The sequence below is a fragment of the Methanoplanus limicola DSM 2279 genome, assembly GCF_000243255.1.
GTDB classification, from domain to species: domain Archaea; phylum Halobacteriota; class Methanomicrobia; order Methanomicrobiales; family Methanomicrobiaceae; genus Methanoplanus; species Methanoplanus limicola.
This window is the reverse complement of record NZ_CM001436.1, coordinates 867,201-889,110: the sequence shown is the minus strand read 5'-3', so window position 1 is coordinate 889,110 and position 21,910 is coordinate 867,201. Positions and strand designations below refer to the sequence as shown.

24 protein-coding genes are annotated in these 21,910 nt (G+C 42.8%); 14 read left to right on the top strand and 10 right to left on the bottom strand.

All coding sequences use genetic code 11. The features are described from left to right. Positions 1-94: 94 nt before the first annotated feature. The 6 genes from METLIM_RS04300 to METLIM_RS04275 are packed head-to-tail and all read left to right on the top strand — an operon-like array spanning position 95 to position 4,084. Positions 95-730, top strand: coding sequence for a hypothetical protein (locus METLIM_RS04300; protein ID WP_048145590.1), 636 nt, complete (start codon positions 95-97; stop codon positions 728-730). After that, a complete protein-coding gene (locus tag METLIM_RS04295) occupies positions 720-1,805 on the top strand; it encodes a DUF7287 family protein (RefSeq protein WP_004076690.1) in 1,086 nt (361 codons plus the stop codon). The genes METLIM_RS04300 and METLIM_RS04295 overlap by 11 nt, the downstream gene beginning before the upstream one ends. Continuing rightward, the gene (locus METLIM_RS04290; RefSeq protein ID WP_004076689.1) at positions 1,799-2,314 is read left to right on the top strand and encodes a DUF7288 family protein; all 516 of its coding nucleotides are present in this window, start codon (positions 1,799-1,801) and stop codon (positions 2,312-2,314) included. Before METLIM_RS04295 ends, METLIM_RS04290 begins: the two co-directional genes overlap by 7 nt. Further along, complete coding sequence (locus METLIM_RS04285) at positions 2,302-2,688, top strand: hypothetical protein (RefSeq protein ID WP_004076688.1); 387 nt, start codon at positions 2,302-2,304, stop codon at positions 2,686-2,688. The genes METLIM_RS04290 and METLIM_RS04285 overlap by 13 nt, the downstream gene beginning before the upstream one ends. Positions 2,689-2,723: 35 nt before the next feature. Further along, positions 2,724-3,257: a hypothetical protein gene (locus METLIM_RS04280; RefSeq protein WP_004076687.1), complete on the top strand. Its 534-nt coding sequence runs from the start codon at positions 2,724-2,726 to the stop codon at positions 3,255-3,257. Further along, the gene (locus tag METLIM_RS04275) at positions 3,254-4,084 is read left to right on the top strand and encodes a DUF7289 family protein (protein ID WP_004076686.1); all 831 of its coding nucleotides are present in this window, start codon (positions 3,254-3,256) and stop codon (positions 4,082-4,084) included. Before METLIM_RS04280 ends, METLIM_RS04275 begins: the two co-directional genes overlap by 4 nt. 8 nt (positions 4,085-4,092) lie before the next feature. On the opposite strand, the gene eif1A is transcribed toward METLIM_RS04275, so the two are convergent. Further along, on the bottom strand, positions 4,093-4,410 hold the full coding sequence (gene eif1A / locus METLIM_RS04270) for a translation initiation factor eIF-1A (protein WP_004076685.1): 318 nt from the start codon (positions 4,408-4,410) through the stop codon (positions 4,093-4,095). Between the two features lie 353 nt (positions 4,411-4,763). On the opposite strand from eif1A, the gene METLIM_RS04265 reads away from it, so the two are divergent. Continuing rightward, positions 4,764-5,708 (top strand): magnesium transporter CorA family protein, encoded by a 945-nt coding sequence (locus METLIM_RS04265; protein ID WP_004076684.1) that lies wholly within the window; start codon positions 4,764-4,766, stop codon positions 5,706-5,708. A gap of 103 nt (positions 5,709-5,811) precedes the next feature. Beyond that, on the top strand, positions 5,812-6,456 hold the full coding sequence (locus tag METLIM_RS04260; RefSeq protein WP_004076683.1) for a trimeric intracellular cation channel family protein: 645 nt from the start codon (positions 5,812-5,814) through the stop codon (positions 6,454-6,456). 96 nt (positions 6,457-6,552) lie between these two features. Here METLIM_RS04260 and METLIM_RS04255 read toward each other — a convergent pair whose 3' ends face one another. Continuing rightward, positions 6,553-7,692, bottom strand: a complete 1,140-nt coding sequence (locus METLIM_RS04255) for an aminotransferase class I/II-fold pyridoxal phosphate-dependent enzyme (protein WP_004076682.1) — start codon at positions 7,690-7,692, stop codon at positions 6,553-6,555. A 125-nt stretch (positions 7,693-7,817) separates the two neighbouring features. On the opposite strand from METLIM_RS04255, the gene METLIM_RS04250 reads away from it, so the two are divergent. The 4 genes from METLIM_RS04250 (at position 7,818) to METLIM_RS04235 (ending at position 13,724) form a co-directional block, all read left to right on the top strand. Beyond that, positions 7,818-8,999 carry an aminotransferase-like domain-containing protein gene (locus tag METLIM_RS04250; RefSeq protein ID WP_004076681.1) on the top strand — a complete coding sequence of 394 codons (1,182 nt, stop codon included), beginning with the start codon at positions 7,818-7,820 and terminating at the stop codon, positions 8,997-8,999. A 214-nt stretch (positions 9,000-9,213) separates the two neighbouring features. After that, positions 9,214-10,212: an AI-2E family transporter gene (locus tag METLIM_RS04245; protein WP_245543622.1), complete on the top strand. Its 999-nt coding sequence runs from the start codon at positions 9,214-9,216 to the stop codon at positions 10,210-10,212. Positions 10,213-10,384: 172 nt separating this feature from the next. Beyond that, a complete protein-coding gene (locus METLIM_RS04240) occupies positions 10,385-10,564 on the top strand; it encodes a hypothetical protein (RefSeq protein WP_004076679.1) in 180 nt (59 codons plus the stop codon). A 205-nt stretch (positions 10,565-10,769) separates the two neighbouring features. Next, positions 10,770-13,724 carry a PAS domain S-box protein gene (locus METLIM_RS04235; RefSeq protein ID WP_004076678.1) on the top strand — a complete coding sequence of 985 codons (2,955 nt, stop codon included), beginning with the start codon at positions 10,770-10,772 and terminating at the stop codon, positions 13,722-13,724. A 180-nt stretch (positions 13,725-13,904) separates the two neighbouring features. On the opposite strand, the gene METLIM_RS04230 is transcribed toward METLIM_RS04235, so the two are convergent. From METLIM_RS04230 to METLIM_RS04210, 5 genes are read right to left on the bottom strand one after another with little or no spacing between them, the layout of a single operon-like run. Then, entirely contained in the window at positions 13,905-14,246 is a 342-nt protein-coding gene (locus METLIM_RS04230) for a NifB/NifX family molybdenum-iron cluster-binding protein (RefSeq protein WP_004076677.1), read from the bottom strand. Then, positions 14,246-14,656 (bottom strand): DUF134 domain-containing protein, encoded by a 411-nt coding sequence (locus METLIM_RS04225; protein ID WP_004076676.1) that lies wholly within the window; start codon positions 14,654-14,656, stop codon positions 14,246-14,248. Before METLIM_RS04225 ends, METLIM_RS04230 begins: the two co-directional genes overlap by 1 nt. Beyond that, on the bottom strand, positions 14,656-15,522 hold the full coding sequence (locus METLIM_RS04220) for an ATP-binding protein (protein WP_004076675.1): 867 nt from the start codon (positions 15,520-15,522) through the stop codon (positions 14,656-14,658). The genes METLIM_RS04225 and METLIM_RS04220 overlap by 1 nt, the downstream gene beginning before the upstream one ends. Further along, positions 15,519-16,379, bottom strand: coding sequence for a P-loop NTPase (locus tag METLIM_RS04215; protein WP_004076674.1), 861 nt, complete (start codon positions 16,377-16,379; stop codon positions 15,519-15,521). Before METLIM_RS04215 ends, METLIM_RS04220 begins: the two co-directional genes overlap by 4 nt. 14 nt (positions 16,380-16,393) lie before the next feature. After that, positions 16,394-16,708, bottom strand: a complete 315-nt coding sequence (locus METLIM_RS04210; protein WP_004076673.1) for a NifB/NifX family molybdenum-iron cluster-binding protein — start codon at positions 16,706-16,708, stop codon at positions 16,394-16,396. A gap of 236 nt (positions 16,709-16,944) precedes the next feature. Here METLIM_RS04210 and METLIM_RS04205 point away from each other — a divergent pair, with 236 nt between their 5' ends. Beyond that, entirely contained in the window at positions 16,945-17,505 is a 561-nt protein-coding gene (locus METLIM_RS04205) for an archaellin/type IV pilin N-terminal domain-containing protein (protein ID WP_004076672.1), read from the top strand. A 49-nt stretch (positions 17,506-17,554) separates the two neighbouring features. Next, positions 17,555-18,154, top strand: coding sequence for an archaellin/type IV pilin N-terminal domain-containing protein (locus tag METLIM_RS15405; protein ID WP_004076671.1), 600 nt, complete (start codon positions 17,555-17,557; stop codon positions 18,152-18,154). Between the two features lie 106 nt (positions 18,155-18,260). On the opposite strand, the gene METLIM_RS04195 is transcribed toward METLIM_RS15405, so the two are convergent. From METLIM_RS04195 to METLIM_RS04185, 3 genes are read right to left on the bottom strand one after another with little or no spacing between them, the layout of a single operon-like run. Next, positions 18,261-20,456 (bottom strand): elongation factor EF-2, encoded by a 2,196-nt coding sequence (locus METLIM_RS04195; RefSeq protein ID WP_004076670.1) that lies wholly within the window; start codon positions 20,454-20,456, stop codon positions 18,261-18,263. A gap of 35 nt (positions 20,457-20,491) precedes the next feature. After that, entirely contained in the window at positions 20,492-21,127 is a 636-nt protein-coding gene (locus METLIM_RS04190; protein WP_004076669.1) for a 30S ribosomal protein S7, read from the bottom strand. Between the two features lie 5 nt (positions 21,128-21,132). Continuing rightward, positions 21,133-21,561, bottom strand: coding sequence for a 30S ribosomal protein S12 (locus METLIM_RS04185; RefSeq protein ID WP_004076668.1), 429 nt, complete (start codon positions 21,559-21,561; stop codon positions 21,133-21,135). Positions 21,562-21,910: the final 349 nt, after the last annotated feature.

The following is a 21,910-nucleotide window of genomic DNA, read 5'->3' as shown; positions in this document are numbered from 1 at the left end:
TGTTCTGTATCATTACTGACAGTTATCTGTCATCAGTGAATATTATTTCCTGGCGGATTATCCGGCAAAGATTAATTAATGTTTCATCTTAAATATGGAATCTGTAAATATGACCGGTGTTGCTGTTGTGAAATATCTCTCTTTTTCAGTTCTGCTCATCATTACATCACTTGTTTTTTTATCCGGATGTCTGGGTGAAGTGCCTGCCGGCCAGGTGTCCGGAGAAAATACATATTCTGCTGGTGATTCAGAGCCCCCCGGAATATTTAATGATACTTCCGGAGATTCTCTTTCTGATAATGACAGAATGGATCTCAGGTATGCGTTTATGCAGTTAAACCTCTCTGTCTCTGACGGTTATCTCACCGGGGACAATTATTCTGTGCGGATAATCCGCGGGACCAACGCAGATATATATGGAAATTGTGACTCCTGGATTGTTGGTGCTGTCAGTGATGGTAAAAATGTTTTATTAAAATACACTTTGCCGGGATGGCAGGAGGAGGAATGGCCCGGAGTCCTGTATGGCGGGGAGATTAATACTGATGAGATTATCCCGTCTGCTGAGTTATTTGAGAAGAATTATGATCTTATAACAGGAATAACTGATAATTCTGAGAGTTCTCATATGGATATTGAGATTACTTCCGGTTATTACAGGATTTTTATCAATGACAGAGGAAATCTGACGGCCTTAAAGTTTGATTCCATGACCGGGGATGTGGTCTGAACTGAGAGATTACTGTAGCGATGACGGATTTCTTACCATTGATTTTCTGGTCGGTTTTGGGATCTTTATTGTGGCTTTTATAATGGTGGTCAGTATCGTTCCGGGACTCTTTGTCGGTATAAATGGAGCAGGAATTGATTATGATGCTGTTGCGTACCGGACATCTGTGATACTGATGGAAGACCCGGGTTCTCCTTCAGACCCTGGCTGGGAATACCTGGCTGTACCGGATAAGGATGAGATCGAGAGATTCGGGCTTTCATTATCCTCTGAATCTCCGGCAGTTTTATCTGAAAAAAAGGTCATTGAATTCTTTAATCAGGGTAATTTTGAGTTTACGGATGATGATTACCGTGACCTTGCGGTATTCGGTGAGATTGAGTACAACTATAACATCTCCCTGAAGATTAAGGACGGTCCTGCCTATTATGCAGGCTCTCCTGTTCCGGATATGGGTTATGGATATATGAGAAGACTCGGTCTTATCAGAATTGATCCTGTGGCTGAGATTAACTGCGAAGAATACAATACAAATATTGCTGAAAGAAATCTCACCTCTGTTGATACAGATATTACACTCAGTTTAAATTACAGTGAACTCATCAATGCTGAAATTCCGGTGGAGTACAGAATAAATCCACTATCTGATTCTGTATTATTTGAGATCTCAAATTTCTCAGCATCCCTGAATAAGAGCTATATCTCATCAGTAAAGATTACAAAGATACGTTACTACAAGTCCGGGGCATATGTTCCGAGGAATTATGACCGTTTTGAGAATACCACATACAGGTTCGATGTTGACGGGGTTTATTATACTATGGGAAGTGATGCTTCAGCAGATGACATTAATGTGACAGATTCTGATACTGTCAGATTTATGCTGCTCCCTCCGACTATGTTCTCCTCCCAGGCAGATGCGGTATTTCAGGTTGTCATGAATCTGACATATGAATTTGATAATAATTTATATGATCATAACTACACATCCGGAGATTTCGATTATGGTTACGGCCGGGATTATATGGCCGAACCTTATCTGGTTCCGGTTGTGATGGAGGTTGCAGTATGGTGATTCCCGGTGATGAAGCGCAGCTTTTTACCATTGAAGGCCTTGTTGCCGGACTCATCATGCTTACAACCGCTTTTTTTATAGTGGGCACTGCTTCGGTTTACACCCCGGCAGATGTCCATATCAGCGATATGCAGACTGAGCAGCTTGGCTTTGATGCCTTAAGGGTTATGTCAACACCTTATATTTACGGTGATGAGAGTGAGCTTGAGGATATAGTCTCCGGAATTGACGCCGGAGGAGTATCTGAGTCTGCTGCTGCCCTGCAGTTCAGAGAGAGTTTTAGCGAACTCATCTCATCCGGAACCGGTGCTACCACTATAGTAGATTCACTCAGTTTCAGTTCTGCTATATATTATGTGGATGCCGGGGCGGTTGAGAATCAGTCCCTGCCTGACAATCCGGAAAATTACGCAAAAAGACCTTCTGTAAGTACAGGGAGGTATCTTTTGACTGAATGGGACGGAAGTGAGAGTATTGTCCGCTTTGAGGTGATATTATGGAGAGAATAAATGATGAAGGGCAGTGGATTGTCCTTATGGGATTTGTAGTAAGTGTTTCAATATTTTTCCTGGCTTTTCTGATTAATCAGTCGATCCTTGTCGGGCAGACCACTTCAGAAGCTGTGCTTGAATTTCCCAAGACTGAAATTCAGGATGTAAGGGATCTCTCAGCCGGAATTTTCAGAATTGAGGATAACGGCACAAAGAATGATCTTATTGATGAACTGTCTCTTCTCTCTCTTACAAGGAGCAATTCCGTATCTGAACTATCAGAGGGCACTCCCGGCAGCAATGCACTTTATGATTACACTGAGGTTTTAATCCATTTCAATAATGGAATTACGACATATGATGAATCCTATAATTTATTCACAAAAAAATGAGGTATTCTGAATGAAAAATAAATACTATACGGGGGATGATATTGTCATCTGAGTTATTATTCTGGTCAAAATTACCTTGTTACGGGGTGGATATCTCCGACAGGGTGATAAATAACTGCAAAAGGATGCTCAGAAGGCCTGATGACTCAGCAGTGAGCACTATGGTTGAGTATTTAAACATTACAACAGTCATGGTTGTGATGCTTGTAGTTGTCTTTTTTGCGGCGAACACAATATTCATCGAAAAACCCTCGAATACTATAAAATACAACTCTTTTGTGGATATTGGCAATGGTATGAGTGTAAGGGTTGTGGATCTTTATGCGGTTGCACCTGAGACCGGCAGGGTTGTGACATCTTTTAATATTCCTGATGATGTTGCCGGGAAAGAGTATTATCTGAGGCTTGATCCACTGGCGACCGGGGCCGGACAGACTATAATTGTCACTGACGGTTATATTACAACAAGAATCTCCCTCTCAGGTATAGGTGCAACAAGGGGTGTTACAGGAAATACCACAGGTACAGGTGAAAATGTGATAACATATGACTCCGGAGGTTTCAGATGACTATAAGCTCTAAGACCATATGTGGATTTATACATAGTCTGAGGGCTTTAAGGGATGATAATGCAGTTTCAGAATCTATAGGGTTTATAATAATGTTCTCCATTGTCATAACCGGAATTGCGATGGTTACATTTTATGGTTATCCGGTTTTGATTGAAACTCAGGTTGGTTCTGATGAGAAGAGTATGGAGCAGACGATGATAACCATTCAGAATGATATGAAAATTCTGACATTCAGCAATGTTCCGTATCGCGATCTCTCTGTTATGGTATCCGGGGGTAATCTTGAGACTATCAACGTATCTGAGAGTGTGCAGTATTTTGAAATTGAATATACTCTCTCTGACGGTTCACCCGGAAGTAAGATATTTTACCCGGGGGAGCTGAGATACACCTCTTCTGAAGGTGAGGCAGTGATGTCAATTGAGAACGGCGCATTTGTCAGAAGGCAGAAGTTTAATGCCGGTTCGGTTATGGCTGCGGATCCCCGGTGGTTTATGGATGATGATACCGGCACTCTGGTGATAAGTCTGCTCTCTGTAGAATCTCCGGTTAAACAGTATCTGAGTGGTATAGGTGCTCTCCAGATGAGTATGTTAAATCCGCCTGATACTACAATAGATGACTGTGACCCAACAGCAGATGTTACGATAAAATATGTTCCTGACTCCGGCAATGATTATTCTGTTGCCTGGGACAATTATTTCAGCGGAGATTCAATTATATCCGGAGGATTGACTCCTTCGGGAACTCCTGCCGAGTATACTCTTCAGGACGTCAGTAAAATAGTAATTAAGGAATATATAATTAAAATTGAAAATATGTGATATAAATATTAAATATATTTATTCTTCCTTAACCATTCCACCTGTGGTCTGGTGTACCTGTAGATGATGTCGCACTTTTCGTCCTGGAATGACCACGGAACTACAATCAGAACATCACCCTCTCTGATCCAGACTCTCTTCTTGATTTTTCCTTTAATTCTGCCTGTCCTTGTTATGCCGTCATAGCATCTTACTCTTATGTGATTTGCACCGAGCATCAGATCTGCGGTAGCAAAAATCTCGTCTTTCTTCTTATTAGGCAGCTTAACTCTGATTATTGCTTCGCCCGGATCACTGTTCCCTTTATAACTTGCCAGAAATTCCAACTCCAGTTATTATAATATTGTTTTAATCGGTTATATCTGTTCTTGTTATTATAACTCTATGCCTTACTGTATTATTGATCTCTTCACTCTTCCGGCTGCTTATTTTTCCGGGTGTGCTGTCACTGGTAATGTTACTGTATTTTCAGTATATGTTTTACAGGTTTTAATATCTTCGATATTTAATCCATAATCAGTACAGATTAGTTATTTATATACCTGGTATATCAGATATTAGGAATGAAAGGGATTTGTGCTGCCTTTGTTATGGAATCTGCAAAATCTGATCCCTTATATCTGAACCTGGGATGCCTTTATGTTCTGGCTGAATGCTGTAATGTTTCCGGAAGAGAAGTATGATTGAAATTATTAAAACCAGAAAATCGGGAGAGTCTGTTATACAGGAGAGGATAACGGATATTGAGGAAGACTGCTGGATTCATCTCACCGGACCATCCTCAGATGAGATTTCCTCTGTCTCAGAAATTACAGGTATTCCTGAAGAATATCTCTACGCGGCACTTGATGAGGAGGAGAGAAGCCGCCTTGAATTTGAGGGAGAAGTTACGCTGATCGTGGTGGATATCCCTGAGGAGACTTCGGAGACTACACCATATGAATACAGCACTCTGCCGCTTGGTATAATGATCACCGAAAAGTACCTTGTTACTGTCTGTCTGAGGGAAAATCCTCTTATCTCCGGGTACTTAAATGATGAATTCCTGAAATTCAGCACATTTAAAAGGACAAGGCTGCTCTTTTTAGTTCTGTATAAAAACTCCCTTATGTACTTACGTTACCTGAGAATTCTTGACCGGAAATCCGGGGCAATTGAGATTAATCTACAGAAGTCTATGAAAAACAGGGAGCTTATTCAGCTCTTAAATATTGAGAAGAGTCTTGTATTCTTCTCCACATCGCTGAAGGGAAATGAGGGCGTCCTCGAGAAAATACTGAAATTCAGGCCGCTTAGAATGTATGAGGAGGATACAGATCTTTTGGAGGATGTTATCATAGAGAACACGCAGGCTATTGAGATGGCAAATATCTACTCCAGCATTCTCTCCGGGATGATGGATGCGTTTGCGTCTGTAATTAACAATAATATGAACCAGGTGATGAAGCTGCTGGCATCAGTTACAATTGTTATCGCAATTCCAAATATCATTGCAAGTCTCTTCGGAATGAATGTTCCTCTGCCGATGTCAGATTATCCTGCTGCTTTTCCCATACTCCTCCTCCTCTCTTTCCTTTTATCTTCTCTTCTTGTAATATTCATGTGGAGGAAAAATTTTCTGTGATGCAGTTATATGTCTTAATGATAAATGAGGGATATATTCCGATTTTATATATTGGTGGGAACTTCCGGCGGTTTCTGAAATATCATATATGGTGCATTAACAAATGGCATTTGATTACATAACATCCAATATTATTCTGAATGTCGCAGGGATTGCTGTTTTTGCAATTACCGGCGTATTAGCCGGTTCGAAAAGGGGAATGGATATTTTTGGGGTTGTTGTAGTCGGCGTGATTACAGCACTTGGCGGCGGAACACTCAGGGATATTATTATTGATGCACCGGTTTTCTGGCTTGATAATGTAATTTATGTCTGGATTGCAGTTTTTGCAGCAGTTGTGGCCTTCTTCCTGAAAGATCTCTTATGGAGGACGCATAAACCGCTTCTTCATCTTGATGCAGTCGGAATTGCGGTATTCAATATCCAGGCGATAGATAAAACCCTTCTTCTCGGGTACGGCCCTACTATCGCTGTCATTATGGGTATCCTGACCGGAATTACGGGTGGTATTGTCAGAGATATCCTTACTGACCGGAAAAATCTGATTTTAAGGCCTGAATTGTACGCAACACCGATTTTTGCAGGAGGTATCATCTATGTACTGCTTATGACATATACCCCTGAGACATTTGCATTAAATACAATTATCGGAACCCTGACTGTAATTGTCATCAGATTTGCTGCAATACGGTGGAATCTCTGCTATCCCGGATTTCTTCGTGTTGCATCAGAAGAGTGTGAAAAATAGCCGGAAATTTTTCCGGCAGGGGTTTTTTCTGTCTGTTAAAGACGGAGGTCTTCCCATTATTATATAAATGCCTTTACTTTACAATAGCCCTCTACCTTAATTCCCGTTTTGAAATGAGTGAGTATATCTGCCCTCCAGAAAATCCTCAAATTTTTCAAGCGAAATTTTCATATCCTCCCGTCCGAATCCGATCCTGATATTCCGGGTGCCAAAATCGTAGATCTCAGAAGGCAGAAGCAGGACTCCTGAATTATCTATGGTTCTCACTGCAAATTCCATGCTGTCTTCTCCGGTAAGGATGCAGGGAAATGCAATCGGCCCTGCTCCCGGCTTTACCCACGAGAAGGTATCCCTCTGTTTTTCAAAAAAACGGTCCAGATATGGGAGGTTTTCCTGTATTATGGCAACATTTTTCCGGAAGATTTCCTCCGATACAGTCAGGGCTGCGGTGGAGAGGAATTCACTGGGTGCTGATGAGCATATTGTTGTATAGTCCTTAAAGCCCATTATCTTCTTTAAGAGTTCTCTGTCTTTTGATATTAGCCACCCGATTCTGAGACCGGCAAGGCCGAAAGCCTTTGACATGACTCCAATGGAGACACCTTTCCCGTATATCTCTGCCATAGCCGGAAGTCTGTCACTTCTGTCGTATTCAAGCCCCCTGTAGACCTCATCTGAGAGAATGGTTATCCCTTTTTCTGCTGCAATTTCCCTGATCTCTTTAAATTCTGCCTCTGTAAAATGATAACCGGTCGGGTTGTGCGGTGTGTTTATGACAATAGCTCCTGTATTGCCCTGAATCATATTCTTTAGTTCTTCAATATCAGGTTTCCAGCCGTCTTCTTCCTTCATCATCCATCTGCTGACACTGCACCCGGCTGCCTCTGCTATCTGATATAATGACTGGTATGCCGGATACTGGACAATGACATGATCGCCGGTGCTGAGAAATACATTCATAAAGACAAATATCGCCTCTTCAGCGCCTGCAAATACTACGATTTCGTCCGGACTGATATCTGTGTATAATTCTGAGATCTTTTCACGCAGCAGGGGTGACCCTTTTGATTCCGTATATCCGAGGTGAAGTTTTCCAAGGTCTGAGAGCGAATATTCTGTCATGCCGAGAAGATCACTGACTGAAACCGACTGACAGTCTGAGGTGCACAGAAGATGCGGTGCACTGAATTCATATTCCGCGAGAAATCTCTCAAGTCTGAATTCATCAATTTTCATCTGTTATGAATATCTGTTTTATCTTTCATATAGTCTGCCGGAAGTACTTCCGGATTGATTATTTTGCAATCCTAATAAATTTTCGGGTGTAAAATATATTGTCCTGAACCGCAAATATTACCCTGATGAATTACCAGTTTGCCGCAAGAATGTCAAATATGCCCGAATCTTTTATTGAAAGACTATTCTCACTCTCCTCAAAACCGGGTGTGATCTCTTTTGCCGGCGGTCTTCCGTCGGCAGATCTTTTGGATGTTGAGGGCTTAAAATCAGCAGCAGTTTCTGTATTTGAAGATGAAGGTTCTGAGGCACTCCAGTACACAACCACTGACGGATACCTGCCCCTCCGTGAGTATATTGCAGACCGGTACAACAAAAGGCTTGGCCTGAATGCAGGTTCTGATGAGATAAGAATTGTCAATGGTTCACAGCAGTGCCTTGATCTTGTTGCCAAGATATTCACCGATCCCGGCGACTGCATTGGTATGGAAAGGCCCGGATATCTTGGGGCGATTGAGGCTTTCTCATTGTACGAGCCTGAATTTGCAACGGTCGGATTGTCTGATGACGGAATTGATACAGTGGAGTTTGAAGATCTTGTCTGTAAGAAAAATCCTGCATTCTTCTATGGTATTCCAAACTTTCAGAACCCTTCAGGGAGAACATATTCACAGGAAACCAGAAAGAAAATCGGTGAGATTCTTGAAGGTTCTTCAACCGTATTTTATGAGGACGATGCCTTTGGCGAACTTGCCTTTGACAGAAAGCCAAGAATTCCTGTAAAGGCATTTGCCGGTGAAAACGGAATCATGAGCGGTTCATTCTCAAAGATCATAGCTCCGGGGATGAGAATTGGCTGGATATATGCTCCGGCAGAGATAATTAGTCAGTTTGACAGTGCGAAGCAGGCAGCAGATCTCCATTCCAACTTCCTCTGCCAGAAGATTATGGCAAGGTATCTTTGGGACAATGACCTTGACTCCCATATCAGAAAAATTACATCTGTCTATTCTGCAAGATGCCGGGTAATGCTGGACATTATGGACGATCTCTTCATGGATCGCCTGACTCATACAAATCCTGAAGGCGGGATGTTTATGCTCGCCGGACTTCCGGCAGGGATTTCATCACTCACTCTTTTTGAGAGGGCACTTGCAGAAAATGTGGCCGTTCTTCCGGGAGTGCCTTTTTATGCCGGTTCCGGAGGGCTTGATAATATCAGGTTCAACTTCTCAAATGCAGATGAGGAGATGATAAAGACAGGGATGGAGAGACTTGATGCTGCACTGAGGTCCCTTGGTGTCTGAGCTTCACAATTATTTTGTATGAATATTTTTTAAATAATGATGATAATGATGATAATATTGATTTTTTTAAATAATGATGATGATAATGACAAATAATATAGATTTTGTAGTTTTTATTCGCGGATAACTTCTCGGCAAAAAAGATATTTATCAAAGTAAAACCATTATCTCTGTTATGCCCGGAGATATTAGCAGTGGGGACAGATTGACATATGTGATAATCGGGATTATCATAATTGCTGCAATCCTGGCATTCTGGGATTTTGCCGGTGTAATCATCATAGCCGGTTCATTTTCGGTATTTCTCCTTCCGGCACACAGGTATCTCTGCCGGTATATGAGAGGCGGGTTTTCGTCTGCAATTCTGACTACTGCTGTCGCTGTGGGGATTGTTGTTGCGGTGTATGTCGCAGCCATCGTACTATATGATAATATAGACTATCTGATGTACCTTATAAATTCCATTCTCTGGTGGCTCAATAATGAGCTGTTCTCAGGGGTTTCGGGTTTTGGTGAAAAGGTCAATCCGCTCCCATGGATCTCGGATTTCTTCCGGTCTTCGCTTGATGATATGAGAAATTATCTGATAAGTCTCCTTGTAATGGCGCCAATGGTTCTGATAAAGGTAATGATACTGTTTCTCTCGATATTTCTCTTCCTTTTATTCGGTGAGAAGATTTATGCCGAGATTGAGGGCATTTTACCGGAAGAGAGCCTCAGCACGATTTCAATCATGCGTGATTCGGTTGTGGACATGCTCTATGCACTCTTCAATGTCCATATTGCAGTTGGACTGGCGGTATTTTTCATCGCATTTCCGGTATTTTATATTCTGGGGTATGAGCATATTATGTTTTATGCGGTAATATCCGGAATTCTGGCTTTAATTCCGATTTTTGGCCCTGTTATACTCATTGCCTTCCTTGTTCTGTACGCAGTTTCGGTATCTGACTGGTATGGTCTGGCAATTATTATTGTAGTTGCCTGGCCCCTTTTATGTGCTATTCCCGACTGGTGGATGAGACCGGTTCTTATGGGAAAAAGGACGAGTATAAATTCTGTAATTATGTTTATTGCATTTTTTGGAGGTATTGCCGCAATGGGCATTCTGGGTTTTATAATGGGGCCTATATTTATTGCACTCCTGATTGGGTGCTACAGGATTCTTCTCCATAAATTCGGGGATAAACAGGATGTGAGTTCTGCTCTATGATTACAGGATGTGATTTATTTCTATGAAAAGTTATTTAGGATAATTAATTGACAAAGTTAATATCTGATTGTTGTCTCTATTGTATATAACTGAGTATAGCAGAATTTCCGGGATTAAAGGTTGATAATTTTACTTTCCCGTTTTTTGCTATGCTGTATTATGAGGTGTTAAAATGGACTGGTTAGGTGCAATTTCGGTTTTGCTTGGAATAATGCTTGTTATTCTTGGTGTTGGTATGACTTTTTCAATTGATGTTATCACAGTTATTGTTGAGAAATTCCTTGGAGTTATAGCTATAATATTCGGAGTTATTCTGCTCTCCGGCGGATATATGATTGTTAAACAGAATTAATTATTTTTACTTCTTTTTGCTGTGCAGGCATTGCTTTGCTTACTGTGAAACCTTATTCAGGATATATCTGATTGGCATTTTTTCTGTTGAAATGCAATAGAGAATACTGAAATAGTTGCAAAATTTAATATTAATTATCCTGTCGGGGAAGGTAATTTAAGACTGAATTTTTATCATTTCCGGCAAATATTTCCGGTGATCTCTGTTGATACGAATACTTCATGTCGATGATGAAAAGTCTCTCATTGACCTAACAAAAATATATCTGGAAAAGAAGGGTGAATTCCGGGTAACTTCTGCTTCGTCTGTGAGTGAGGCTTTAAAAATTCTTGAATCTGACTGCTTTGATGTAATTCTTTCTGATTATGAGATGCCACATATAGACGGGATTGAATTTTTAAAAACCCTGAAAGCCGGAGGTGATCCTACACCGTTTATCATATTTTCGGGAAGGGGGCGTGAAGATGTCCTCATTGAAGCAATAAATAACGGTGCTGATTTTTATCTTCAGAAAGGGGGCAAACCTACAGCACAGTTTGCAGAACTGAAAAATATGATTTTTCAGGCTTATTCGAGAAAAAAGGCTGAAATAGAACTTAAAAAAAGTGAAGAGAGATATCGTGCTGTTGTTGAAAGTCAGACCGAACTGATATGCAGGTTTTTGCCGGACGGGACAATTGGCTTTGTAAATGATGCTTTCTGCCGGTATTACGGGCTTGACAGCCAAAAGATTGTCGGTGAAATATTTGTTCCAAATATACCTGATTCTGAGCAGAATGCAATCAGAAGTCACCTGAAATCCCTTACGCCCGAAAATCCTTTTGACAGCATAGAGCACAGAATTATACTTCCTGACGGCTCGGTACGGTGGCAGCAGTGGAATGACACCGCGATATTTGATGAAAGAGGCAATATATCTGAATACCAGTCTGTCGGAAGGGATATGACTGATCAGAAACTCATGGAGGAGTGGCTTCAGGAGAAGGTCAATTATGTCCAGGCACTGATGTACACAATTCCTGCACCTGTATTTTACCGTGATGTGAATGGCGTCTACCATGACTGTAATAAGGCTTTTGAAGAACTTGTAGGTCTTCCACGCAGTGAAATAGTTGGTAAAAATATTCATGATTTCTTCAATAAAGACCTGGCTGAATGGTATGCAAAGATGGATCGGGAGATTATTGACAGCCCGCATCTTCAGCAGTATGAATACCAGATAAACAACTCCATGGGTGAAATTTTAGATGTTCTCTTCTCAAAAACTGCCCGTTACAGGGCTGACGGGACAGTTGATGGTATTGTGGGCGTTATAGTTGACATCAGTGACCGGAAGAAGATGGAAAAAAGTATCAATGAAGAGATTAATTTCATTCAGGCCCTGAAAGATACCATTCCGGCTCCTTTCTTCTTCCGTGATGAATACGGCATCTATCATGACTGCAATAAGGCTTTTGAAGAACTTGTAGGACTTTCGCGTGATGAGATCATCGGAAAGGATATTCACCATTTCTTCAATAAGGATTTTGCTGATTTCTATGCAGAAAGGGACCGTGAGATCTTAAATAATCCTCATCTTCAGCAGTATGAGTACAGGATAAATAACTCAGACGGTGAGATTTTTGATGTAATGTTCTCCAAGACTGCCAAGTTAAGGGCAGACGGCACTGTTGACGGAATCGTAGGGGTTATTCTTGATATAAGCCAGAGAAAAAATGTTGAGAGGGACCTTAAGCGTGAAATCAACTTCATTCAGGCCCTGAAGGATACCATTCCGGCCCCTGTATTTTACCGTGATATTAATGGCATTTATCATGACTGCAATAAGGCCTTTGAAGAACTTGTAGGTCTTTCAAAAGAGGAGATCTTAGGCAGGAATATCCATGATTTCTTCAATGATGACCTTGCAGACCTATATTCGGTCAGAGATAAAGAGATCATTGACAACCCTCATCTTCAGCAGTATGAGCATAAGATCAATAATTCAGAGGGGGAGATCATTGATGTGATGTTCTCAAAGACTGCACTTCATAATCCTGACGGTTCTGTAGCCGGGATTGTTGGTGTAATTCTGGATATAAGCAGACGTACAAGAATGGAGGAGGCACTCAGGGGGAATGAGGAGATGATGAGAACGCTTGCAGATTACACCTATGACTGGGAGTCATGGGTTGGGCCTGACAGCAGCTACATCTATATCTCCCCTTCATGTGAGAGAATTACCGGGTATAAACCGGAAGAATTCATGGCTGACCCTATGGCGATTATGAATGATATTGTCCATCCGGATGATCTTGAGATGCTGATTGATCATTATTCCGGCATTGACGAGAACAATACGGATGTGGCTCATTTTGATTTCAGGATTATCCTCCCTGACGGAGGGCTTAAATGGATATCACATTACTGTCAGCCGGTATATCATGAAGACGGCACCTGGGCTGGGCGGCGTGAGACGAAGAGAGATATTACTCAGAGGAAACTTGCTGAAGAGCAGTTGTCCATTGCAAATTCAAAGCTTAATCTCCTGAGCAATGTAACAAGACATGATGTGCTCAATCAGGTAACGGCTGTTCTTGGTTATCTTGAACTTATAAGGGAGTTTTCAGGAAGAGATGATGATGTCAGTGAGATGGTGAGCAAGATTGAGATTCTGATGAACACAATTCAGCATCAGCTTTTATTTACAAAAGATTATCAGGAGATTGGAATTACAACCCCTGTCTGGCAGGATCTCGATTCATGCATCTGGGATGTCTCATATCTGCTTGATTTAAATGATTCTGAGGTCTTTGTGGATGTTGGGAGCTATGAAATTCTGGCTGACAATCTCTTAAAAAAGGTATTTTACAATTTTGCTGAAAACTCTCTGCGCCATGGCGGAGGAAAACTGACAGAAATCCGTTTCACCACTGAAGAAGAGAATGGTTTCTTAAAGATTATCTATGAGGATAATGGTGGTGGTATCTTATATGCTGATAAGGATAAGATTATGCTGAAGGGATTTGGTAAAAATACCGGCTATGGACTATTCCTCAGCCACAATGTTTTATCCATGACAGGTATGTCGCTTAGGGAGTGCGGTGTTCCCGGTGAAGGTGTCAGGTTTGAGATTACTGTGCCTGCCGGGAATTACAGGGTTAAATCCTCCGGTACCTAAGATTCTGACAGTCCTGATCCCTTTAGTTATGGATTTGGAACTGTCTCAGCTATTTTTTGCTGCCGGTGTTTTTATGGGGTTTTTTGGGTTTATGAGCAGCTTTCAGGCATTTATGAACGGCAGTTATTCTTTCCGGCCGCTTTCTTAAAAAAAGTGTTAATTATGGTTATAATCTGGGATTTAGTGGCTGTGGGTGTGGCTGCATATGCTGCCCGAACTTTCAATATTGCCTTTTGCAAACTCTTCAGCAACTGCCCGGATTGGACCTGAAATCCCGGTGAATACATTAATTCCTTTGCTGTTAAAGATATTTACAGCGCCTCCGCCCATGCCTCCGGCAATGACATCCGTTACACCGACTGATGCAAGGAATTCAGGAATCACTCCTGGTTTGTGCTCCGGACTCTCCACAAATTCCTCTGATTTAATCTCTCCGCCTTCGATCACAAAGAGCATAAAGCCTTCGCACTGTCCGAAATGTTCGGATACAGTTTCTCCCTGTTTTGCTATAGCAAGTTTCATTATTTATCACTCTCAGGTTTATTATCTTCATCATAGTAGGGGCATTCATCAAATCTTCTTCTGCATCTGCCCCTGCCGGGATAATTGTCCTTATGGATATTTTCATTACTGATTATTATCAGTTTTCTGTTTACGAGTGCATCTGCAACTTTTTGTCTGCCCTCATGAAGATCTCTCCAGAGTGTTCTCCTTGAAACTCCCATCCTGGATGCTGCTGTTTCCTGGTTATCTCCTTCAAGATCAACGAGCCTTATTGATTCAAGCTCTTCGGGAAGGATCCGCACGAATTCATTCTCCCCTCTGCCGGGGGATGTGGGTTCAAAATACTCACTGGAACCTGTATTATCCATATATCGCATTTTTCTGGGTCTGCCTCTGCCCCTTCCCCTGAATTCGTTTTCATCTCCCATCAGAGTATCTTCTCCGATAAATTATTGCAGATATCTTTTACTGCATCTGATGCCGGTGAATCTGTTTTTGTAACCGGAATTCCGTTTCTTACCGATTCAATTACATTTTTGTCGAATGGAATTGTTCCAAGCATAGGAACCTCTGAATCAGTGAGATAAGATGTAATCTCTTCTGTTATTTCAGGATTAAGATCGGCCTTGTTTATACAGGCGAATATCTCAACCGGAAGTTTTTCCAGAACTTTCACAAGCCTCTTTAAGTCATGCAGTCCGGACTGGCTTGGCTCAGTTACAATAAGTGCGTAATCAGTACCGCTCATTGTGGACTGAAGAGGGCATCCTATACCGGGAGGGCCGTCTATGAGCATTAATTCTTCATCTGTGACCTCTTCAAGGGCATATTTCTTAATCTCATGAACCAGGAGTCCTGTTGCGCCGGAACCTGCTTTCAGTTCTGAATGAACAACTGTTCCGTATGGAGATCTGGATATGAACACCTCGCCGCAGATATTCTCCTTTAATTCAATGCATTCTGCCGGGCATACAAGTCCGCAGACTCCGCATCCCTCACATTTCAGGCTGTCTATAAGGTAAGTTCCGTCTTTTCTGTCAATTACAGAGTCAAAGCGGCAGAATTCGTAGCATTCTCCACATCCTATGCACTTGTCCTGGTCAATCTCTGCAATTTTCAGACCGGCATGTGGAATTCTCCTGAGAATTTCCGGTTTTAGGATCAGGTCAAGGTTGGAGGCATCTGCATCTGCATCACAGATTATCATTTTTGCATTGAGCTGATCAGCAAGTGCACCGGTTACGATCGTTTTGCCTGTTCCGCCCTTGCCGCTTATGACCGCAATTTTTTTCATGCAGTACCTCCGGTGTTCTCTTTAATTCTCTCAAAGAGGTCCAGAAATTCTCTTCGGTATTTCTCAGAATGTGCAGAAAGTATCTCTCCGTTACCCTGTATTCTGGCAATCTCCTTTTCAAACGGAATTCTCATAAGGATTGGTATGCCCATCTCTTCAGAGAGTTTTTCAATTGCCCCGTCCTGACCGTCACTCCGGTTGATAACTATACATGCCGGGATGTTTCTCTCCTTTACAACCTCTGCGGCGAGTTTTATGTCATGCATACCGAACGGGGTTGATTCTGCAACCAGGATACTGAAGTCGATGCTGTCAACCGTTTCAACCATTGAGCATGCTGTACCCGGCGGGGAATCAAGGATGGTTATCTGCGAATCAGGTATTTTTTCTGCTGTTATTTTGACATCCTTTATTACTTCAGGCGCTTTTATCTCACCAATATTAAGTATGCCTGTAATAAGGGTCAGATTTTCAGTTGGTTTTGATGTGAGAATTCTGCCTATAGTCACTTCTGTTTCGCTTACTGCACTGGCAGGGCAGAGTATTCTGCATCCTCCGCAGGAATGGCACATCTCTTTTAAGAATAAAAGTTTTTCCTTTCCGACAATTAAAGCACCGTAATTGCAGAACCTTGCACAGTCCCCACAGAGTGTACACTTTTCCATATCAAAGGCCGGCAGGGGCACTCTGACTTCTTTTTCAGTCTCCTCTGCATTAAAGAAGAGATGAAGGTTTGGTTCCTCAACATCACAGTCTGCAAGTACTACTTTTTCTTTTAATGCAAGTGTGTATGCAAGGTTTACAGATACTGTGGATTTTCCTGTTCCGCCTTTGCCGCTTGCAACCGCTATCTTCATCAGGTTCTCCTGAATCAGGCCTTATTTCTGTTGTATACCTCTCCGGCACTTCCGCCGTCACGGTCGAGAACAACTTCAATTCCTGCCATCTGAAGGGCTGATGCTGCGTTTCCACCTACATTTCCGGTTATTACTTTGTTAATACTGTTATCAACAAGAAGCTGTGCAGCCCTTGGACCGACACCTGAAGCCTCTTCAGAGTACGGATTTTTAACTGCCTTACATTCATCGGATTCAGTATCAAATATTAGGAAATAAGGTGTTCTTCCAAATCTTCCTTCAAAAACCGAATCTTTATCTTCTCCTTTTGATGTTACTGCTACTTTCATAATTCACCTATGTTATTTATGCCCATATGTGCATAAATAGTTTGGTTATAGTGCACTCCTGGCTGTCAGGTGGGTTATCTGACTCTGTCTGCGGGTGAACTGTCCTGTTCCTGGCAGATTCTTTTGTTATAGCCGGAATGATCTACTTTATGTTACTATCTTATGTTGTCTGCATATAATCATATGTGTGGCTGTAAACCGGAATCTTTAATTTCATAAATAATATATTGACTATTGTGCCATCCGGACCTGGAAGTTCAGAGGCCTTTACAGGTCTTGAGGCTGCAATAGTTTTAACCGCTTTTGTTGTAGTTGCAGCAGTATTTGCCTTTGTTGTACTTGGAGCAGGTTTTTTTGTGACAGACAAAAGTGAGGATGTCATAAATTCAGGCCTTAAGGAGACTTCAAACTCTCTGAATTTAGCCGGAACCGTTGTTGGCAGAGTAAAATTGTCCGGTTCTGAACTGAGATATATTATGTTTTATCTTGAGCACTGTGGAGGCGGAACCGGTATTGACATCAGTAAAATTTCTTATCATATCTCAACAGATGAATTTATTGAGGATTATTTACCCGGGGATTCATCTGTTGAATATGAATGGAAGATAAGTCCGGATGATGACAGCATTCTTGAGGATGGTGAAATCCTGAAGGTCAGGATCAATCTGGATTCAGTCCTGCTTTCCGGAGGAGATTCTTTTAAGGTAACTGTCACTCCGTCTGAAGGGCATGGCATCTCTTTTAGCCGTGATATTCCTGATTATCTGGTTAAGAATGATTATTATGAACTTGTATGAGATATGATGTTCTCTCTTTGATTTCAGTTAATTTATAATGTGAATAAATATGTCATGGAGGGTTTATCCTGCAACCGGGGATGATGAGGCATTTACAGGGCTTGAAGCTGCGATAGTCCTCATTGCATTTGTGGTTGTAGCGGCAGTATTTTCGTATATGGTTCTTGGCGCCGGTTTCAATGCAGCTGCACAGGATGTAAAGTCTGTTCATGACGGTATTGGCATGTCATCGACTTTTCTGAACCTTAACGGAGATATGTATGCCGGGGTAAACAGTCTTTTTTCTCCGGTAAGGGCAGACTCGATATTTATTCCGGTTTCAATAAATCCAACCGGAGATCCGGTTGATTTCACCAAAGTCAATGTCATTTGCATGACCAGAGATCACTATGATGAATTAATACCCTGTGATCCCATAATGAATGAAAATCCGGCAGTTAATCACTGGGGCATAAAATCGGTCCGCAATGGAAACGGCAATAACTTTCTTGAACCCGGCGAGATATTTGTCCTGAATCTGAAATTGCTTAATTCACTGCGGGTGTACGAAGATTTTACCGTTGAAATTCAGCCTTCTGAATGTTCTGTTATGACTCTTAGAAAGGAAATTCCGCCGGGACTTGAATCAAAGAGCTTTGTCATTCTTTAGAATTCAGCTATTATCCGGGGCTTAATAGTCTGAAATCCGGGATAATCCCGGATTATGACTGTACCATGCGGGTAAGTTTCAGGGTCTTAAAAAATTAAAATTAGTATTATGCCAGGTAATCAGCAGGCTCAGGTATCTGTTCCTTAAGACCCTTGCGCTGTCTGATTGCTTTGACAATCTCTTTGAGCATTCCCTGCGGAACGGTCTCAAATCCTGCAAATTCTGTAGACCACATTGCACGGCCTTCAGTTGCTGAACGGACATCGCCTGCAAAACCAAAGAGTTCTGCAACCGGTGCTTTTCCGGTTACGATCATGGTGTCACCTTCTGACTGCATATCGTATACCTGTCCACGGCGCCCCTGGAGAAGTCCTGTTGCACTGCCCATGTGGTCCTGTGGTACTGTGATCTGAATCTTCTGCATAGGCTCAAGGAGTGAATCTCCTGCCATGAGAAGTCCTGCCTTTACAGCTGAACGGACTGCCGGAATTACCTGTGCAGGGCCACGGTGGATTGCATCCTCGTGAAGCTTAACATCCATAAGGCTGATCTTGACATTCTGGACAAGTTCGTCTGCAAGAGGTCCGCCCTCAAGTGCCTCACGCCATCCGTCAAGGACGAGTTCCATTGTCTCATTGAGGTACTGGATACCCTTTGTCATATCGATGAACATATTTGTTCCTTCGATTGCCTTGACACTCTTTGCCTCATCCTTGCCAAATCCTGCTTCGACAAGAACGTCACGGCGTTCAAGCTGTGGCATGTCCATTGAAACCTCACCGTCTTTGATGAGTTTGACAATATTTTCGGGCATTGGTTCGATATTAATATAGAACCTGTTGTGGCGGTTGGGTGACTTTCCTTCAACCGGGCCTGCTGTTCCTGTGACGGTTTCACGGTAAACAACAATCGGCGGTGAGGTTACGATCTCGACACCCTTGTCACGTGCAATACGGCCTGTGATGATCTCAAGGTGAAGTTCTCCCATACCTGAGATAAGGTGCTCTCCGGTTTCTTCATCTATTGTAACACGGACTGTCGGGTCTTCCTTTGCAACCTGCCTTAAGACAGTGACGAGCTTTGGAAGATCCTTCATGTTCTTTGCCTCGACAGCGACTGTCATGACAGGCTCTGAGTAGTGCTTGAGTGATTCAAACGGAGTCATATCCATAAGGGTGCTGACCGTTGATCCGACTATTGCATCTTTAAGACCTGTTACAGCTGCAATGTTTCCTGCCGGAAGTGCCTCCACTTCGATCCTCTCCGCACCCATGAAGATACCTACCTGTGTTAAGCGGTTGACCTTCATAGCAGTGCCCATGACATAAAGTTCAGTGCCGCGTCTGAGTGTACCTGAGAAGAGACGTCCTGTTGCAACTTCTCCTGCGTGCTGATCAAATGAGATATCAGTTACCATCAGGCATGCAGCTCCGTTTGGATCACAGTTGAGCATTGATTTGCCTTCAGGTGTGTTTGGATCTCCGTGCTGCCAGATGATAGGTACACGGCGTTTCTGAGCCTGATCCGGGTTTGGAAGGTGGCGGACAACCATGTCAAGGACAACTTCACAGAGGGGACTTTTCTTTGCGAGTGTCTTCATGTCTTCCGCTTTACAGAGGTCGTATACATCCTTGAATGAGATGCCGCTCTGCTTCATATATGGTACTGAAATTGCCCAGTTGTAGAGAGCTGATCCGAATGCAACTCTGCCGTCTGCTGCATCGAGTTTCCATCCGTTCTTGAAGGCTTCTTCGTTCATACCTTTGATGAGTTTGTTGACCTTGTCAATTACCTTACCAAGGCGGATCTGCATCTCCATCTCGTCAACTTTAAGTTCGTTGATGAGACGGTCTACCTTGTTCACGAAGAGAACGGGCATAACTCCCTCTTTGAGTGCCTGGCGAAGAACAGTCTCTGTCTGTGGCATTGTTCCCTCAACTGCATCAACGAGAACGACTGCACCGTCAACAGCACGCATTGCACGTGTGACGTCACCACCAAAGTCAACGTGACCCGGTGTATCAATCATGTTGATGAGGTACTCTTTTCCTTTGTACTCGTGAACCATCGAGACGTTTGAGGAATCAATTGTAATTCCACGTGCCTGCTCTTCTTCATCAGAGTCCATCCAGCATGCTTTACCGGCAATCTCATCGCTGATCATGCCTGCACCTGCAAGGAGGTTGTCTGAGAGTGTTGTCTTTCCGTGATCAATGTGAGCTACAATACCGATGTTTCTGATGTTCTCCGGATTTGACATCAGTCCTGTAACTCTCTCCACCATCTTTTTTCGTCTGGTCATGTAAGATTCACCAAAAAAAAGTAATATTTATTATATTAACGTGCAGACTTTGCAACACGTTCGCGTTCTTCTTTCTTTGAAACAGCAAAACTGCGTGATTCACCTGCGGCAGCGGCGATAAGCTCATCTGCAAGACATGCAGCGACAGGTTTCTTCTTTTTGTGGCTTGCCTGGCGGACAGCACGTGCAAGGAAGATAAGTGCAGTATCAATACGGCGCTGTGGTGCTGTATCGACTGACTTTGGTACATTGATACCACCGTACTTCAGGCGTACGGTCTCTTCACGTGGCCCTGAGTTTGCAATAGCGTCAATTAGGACCTCAACAGGGTTCCTGTTTGTCTTCTTGTTGACTATGTCAAAGGCATCCTTTACAATTCTTGTTGTAAGTTCTTTTTTGCCGGTATTTGTCTCAGTCTGCATAAGCCTGTTGATAAGGCGCTCGACAATGAGCATATTTGATTTTGCAAACTGCTGGTGCTGGTACCTTCCGCCTGAGTGCGGGACAATAAGTGAATCAACACTTACATAGCGTACAAGGCCAGGATCGTTGATCTGGACCTCTGTGAGGTCCCATTTGTTGAAGAGGAGGTAGGCAGGTCTTGCCTTTGGTGCTTCCGCTTCCTCTACAACAGGAACTTCTGTATTTTCGATTATTTCTTCTGCTGTCATAGGGATCACCTGCGTGGTTTCTCTTTCCTTCCAAGAACCATTTCACGGAGACAGACATTGTTTACTTCTGTTACCTGGAAACGAACTCCCGGAATATCTCCCTTTGAACGGCCCAGACGACCGCCGATACCTTCGATGGTGACTTCGTCGTGCTCATCAATGAAGTTGATAGCACCGTCGCCGACTGCAAATGCAGTGACCTGGCGGCCGTTTTTGATAAGCTGAACACGGACACACTTACGGATAGCTGAGTTTGGCTGTTTTGCCTCTACTCCTACCTTTTCGAGTACAATACCGCGTCCCTGTGGTGCTCCTTCCAGAGGATCAGACTTGATGTCAAGACCGAGCTGGCGCCTCGCGTAATTCGGGTCGCGCCATCTGTTCTTCTTGGCATCGCTTTTACACTTTCTTGCTGCGAATTTACCGTTTCCCATTGAATAACCTCAATGCATATTTTTGCTGGAAAAACCTTTTTCCTTTTCAGGATGCTGGTCTTTTCCGGATGTGCCCCATCAGAGATGAATATCTTTCTGATGTGGCTGTAATCACCTCTGCGGCAAAGCTGCCCACAGCTGTAATTACTGATTTTTGCCTCTTAATCTTGCGCTGGGCGCCTGAAATTGATAATTTGTGGCTATTGAGTGATCCATGAGAACTCTGAAAAAGATCGAGGCTAATCTCTTCGAATTGTCAGGAAACGGGCAGATACACGAGCGCCGCTGTCCTCACCGCCGCTGCCACCGGTACCAGATTTCTCCCTAAAATCTTGACTTACAGGTTATT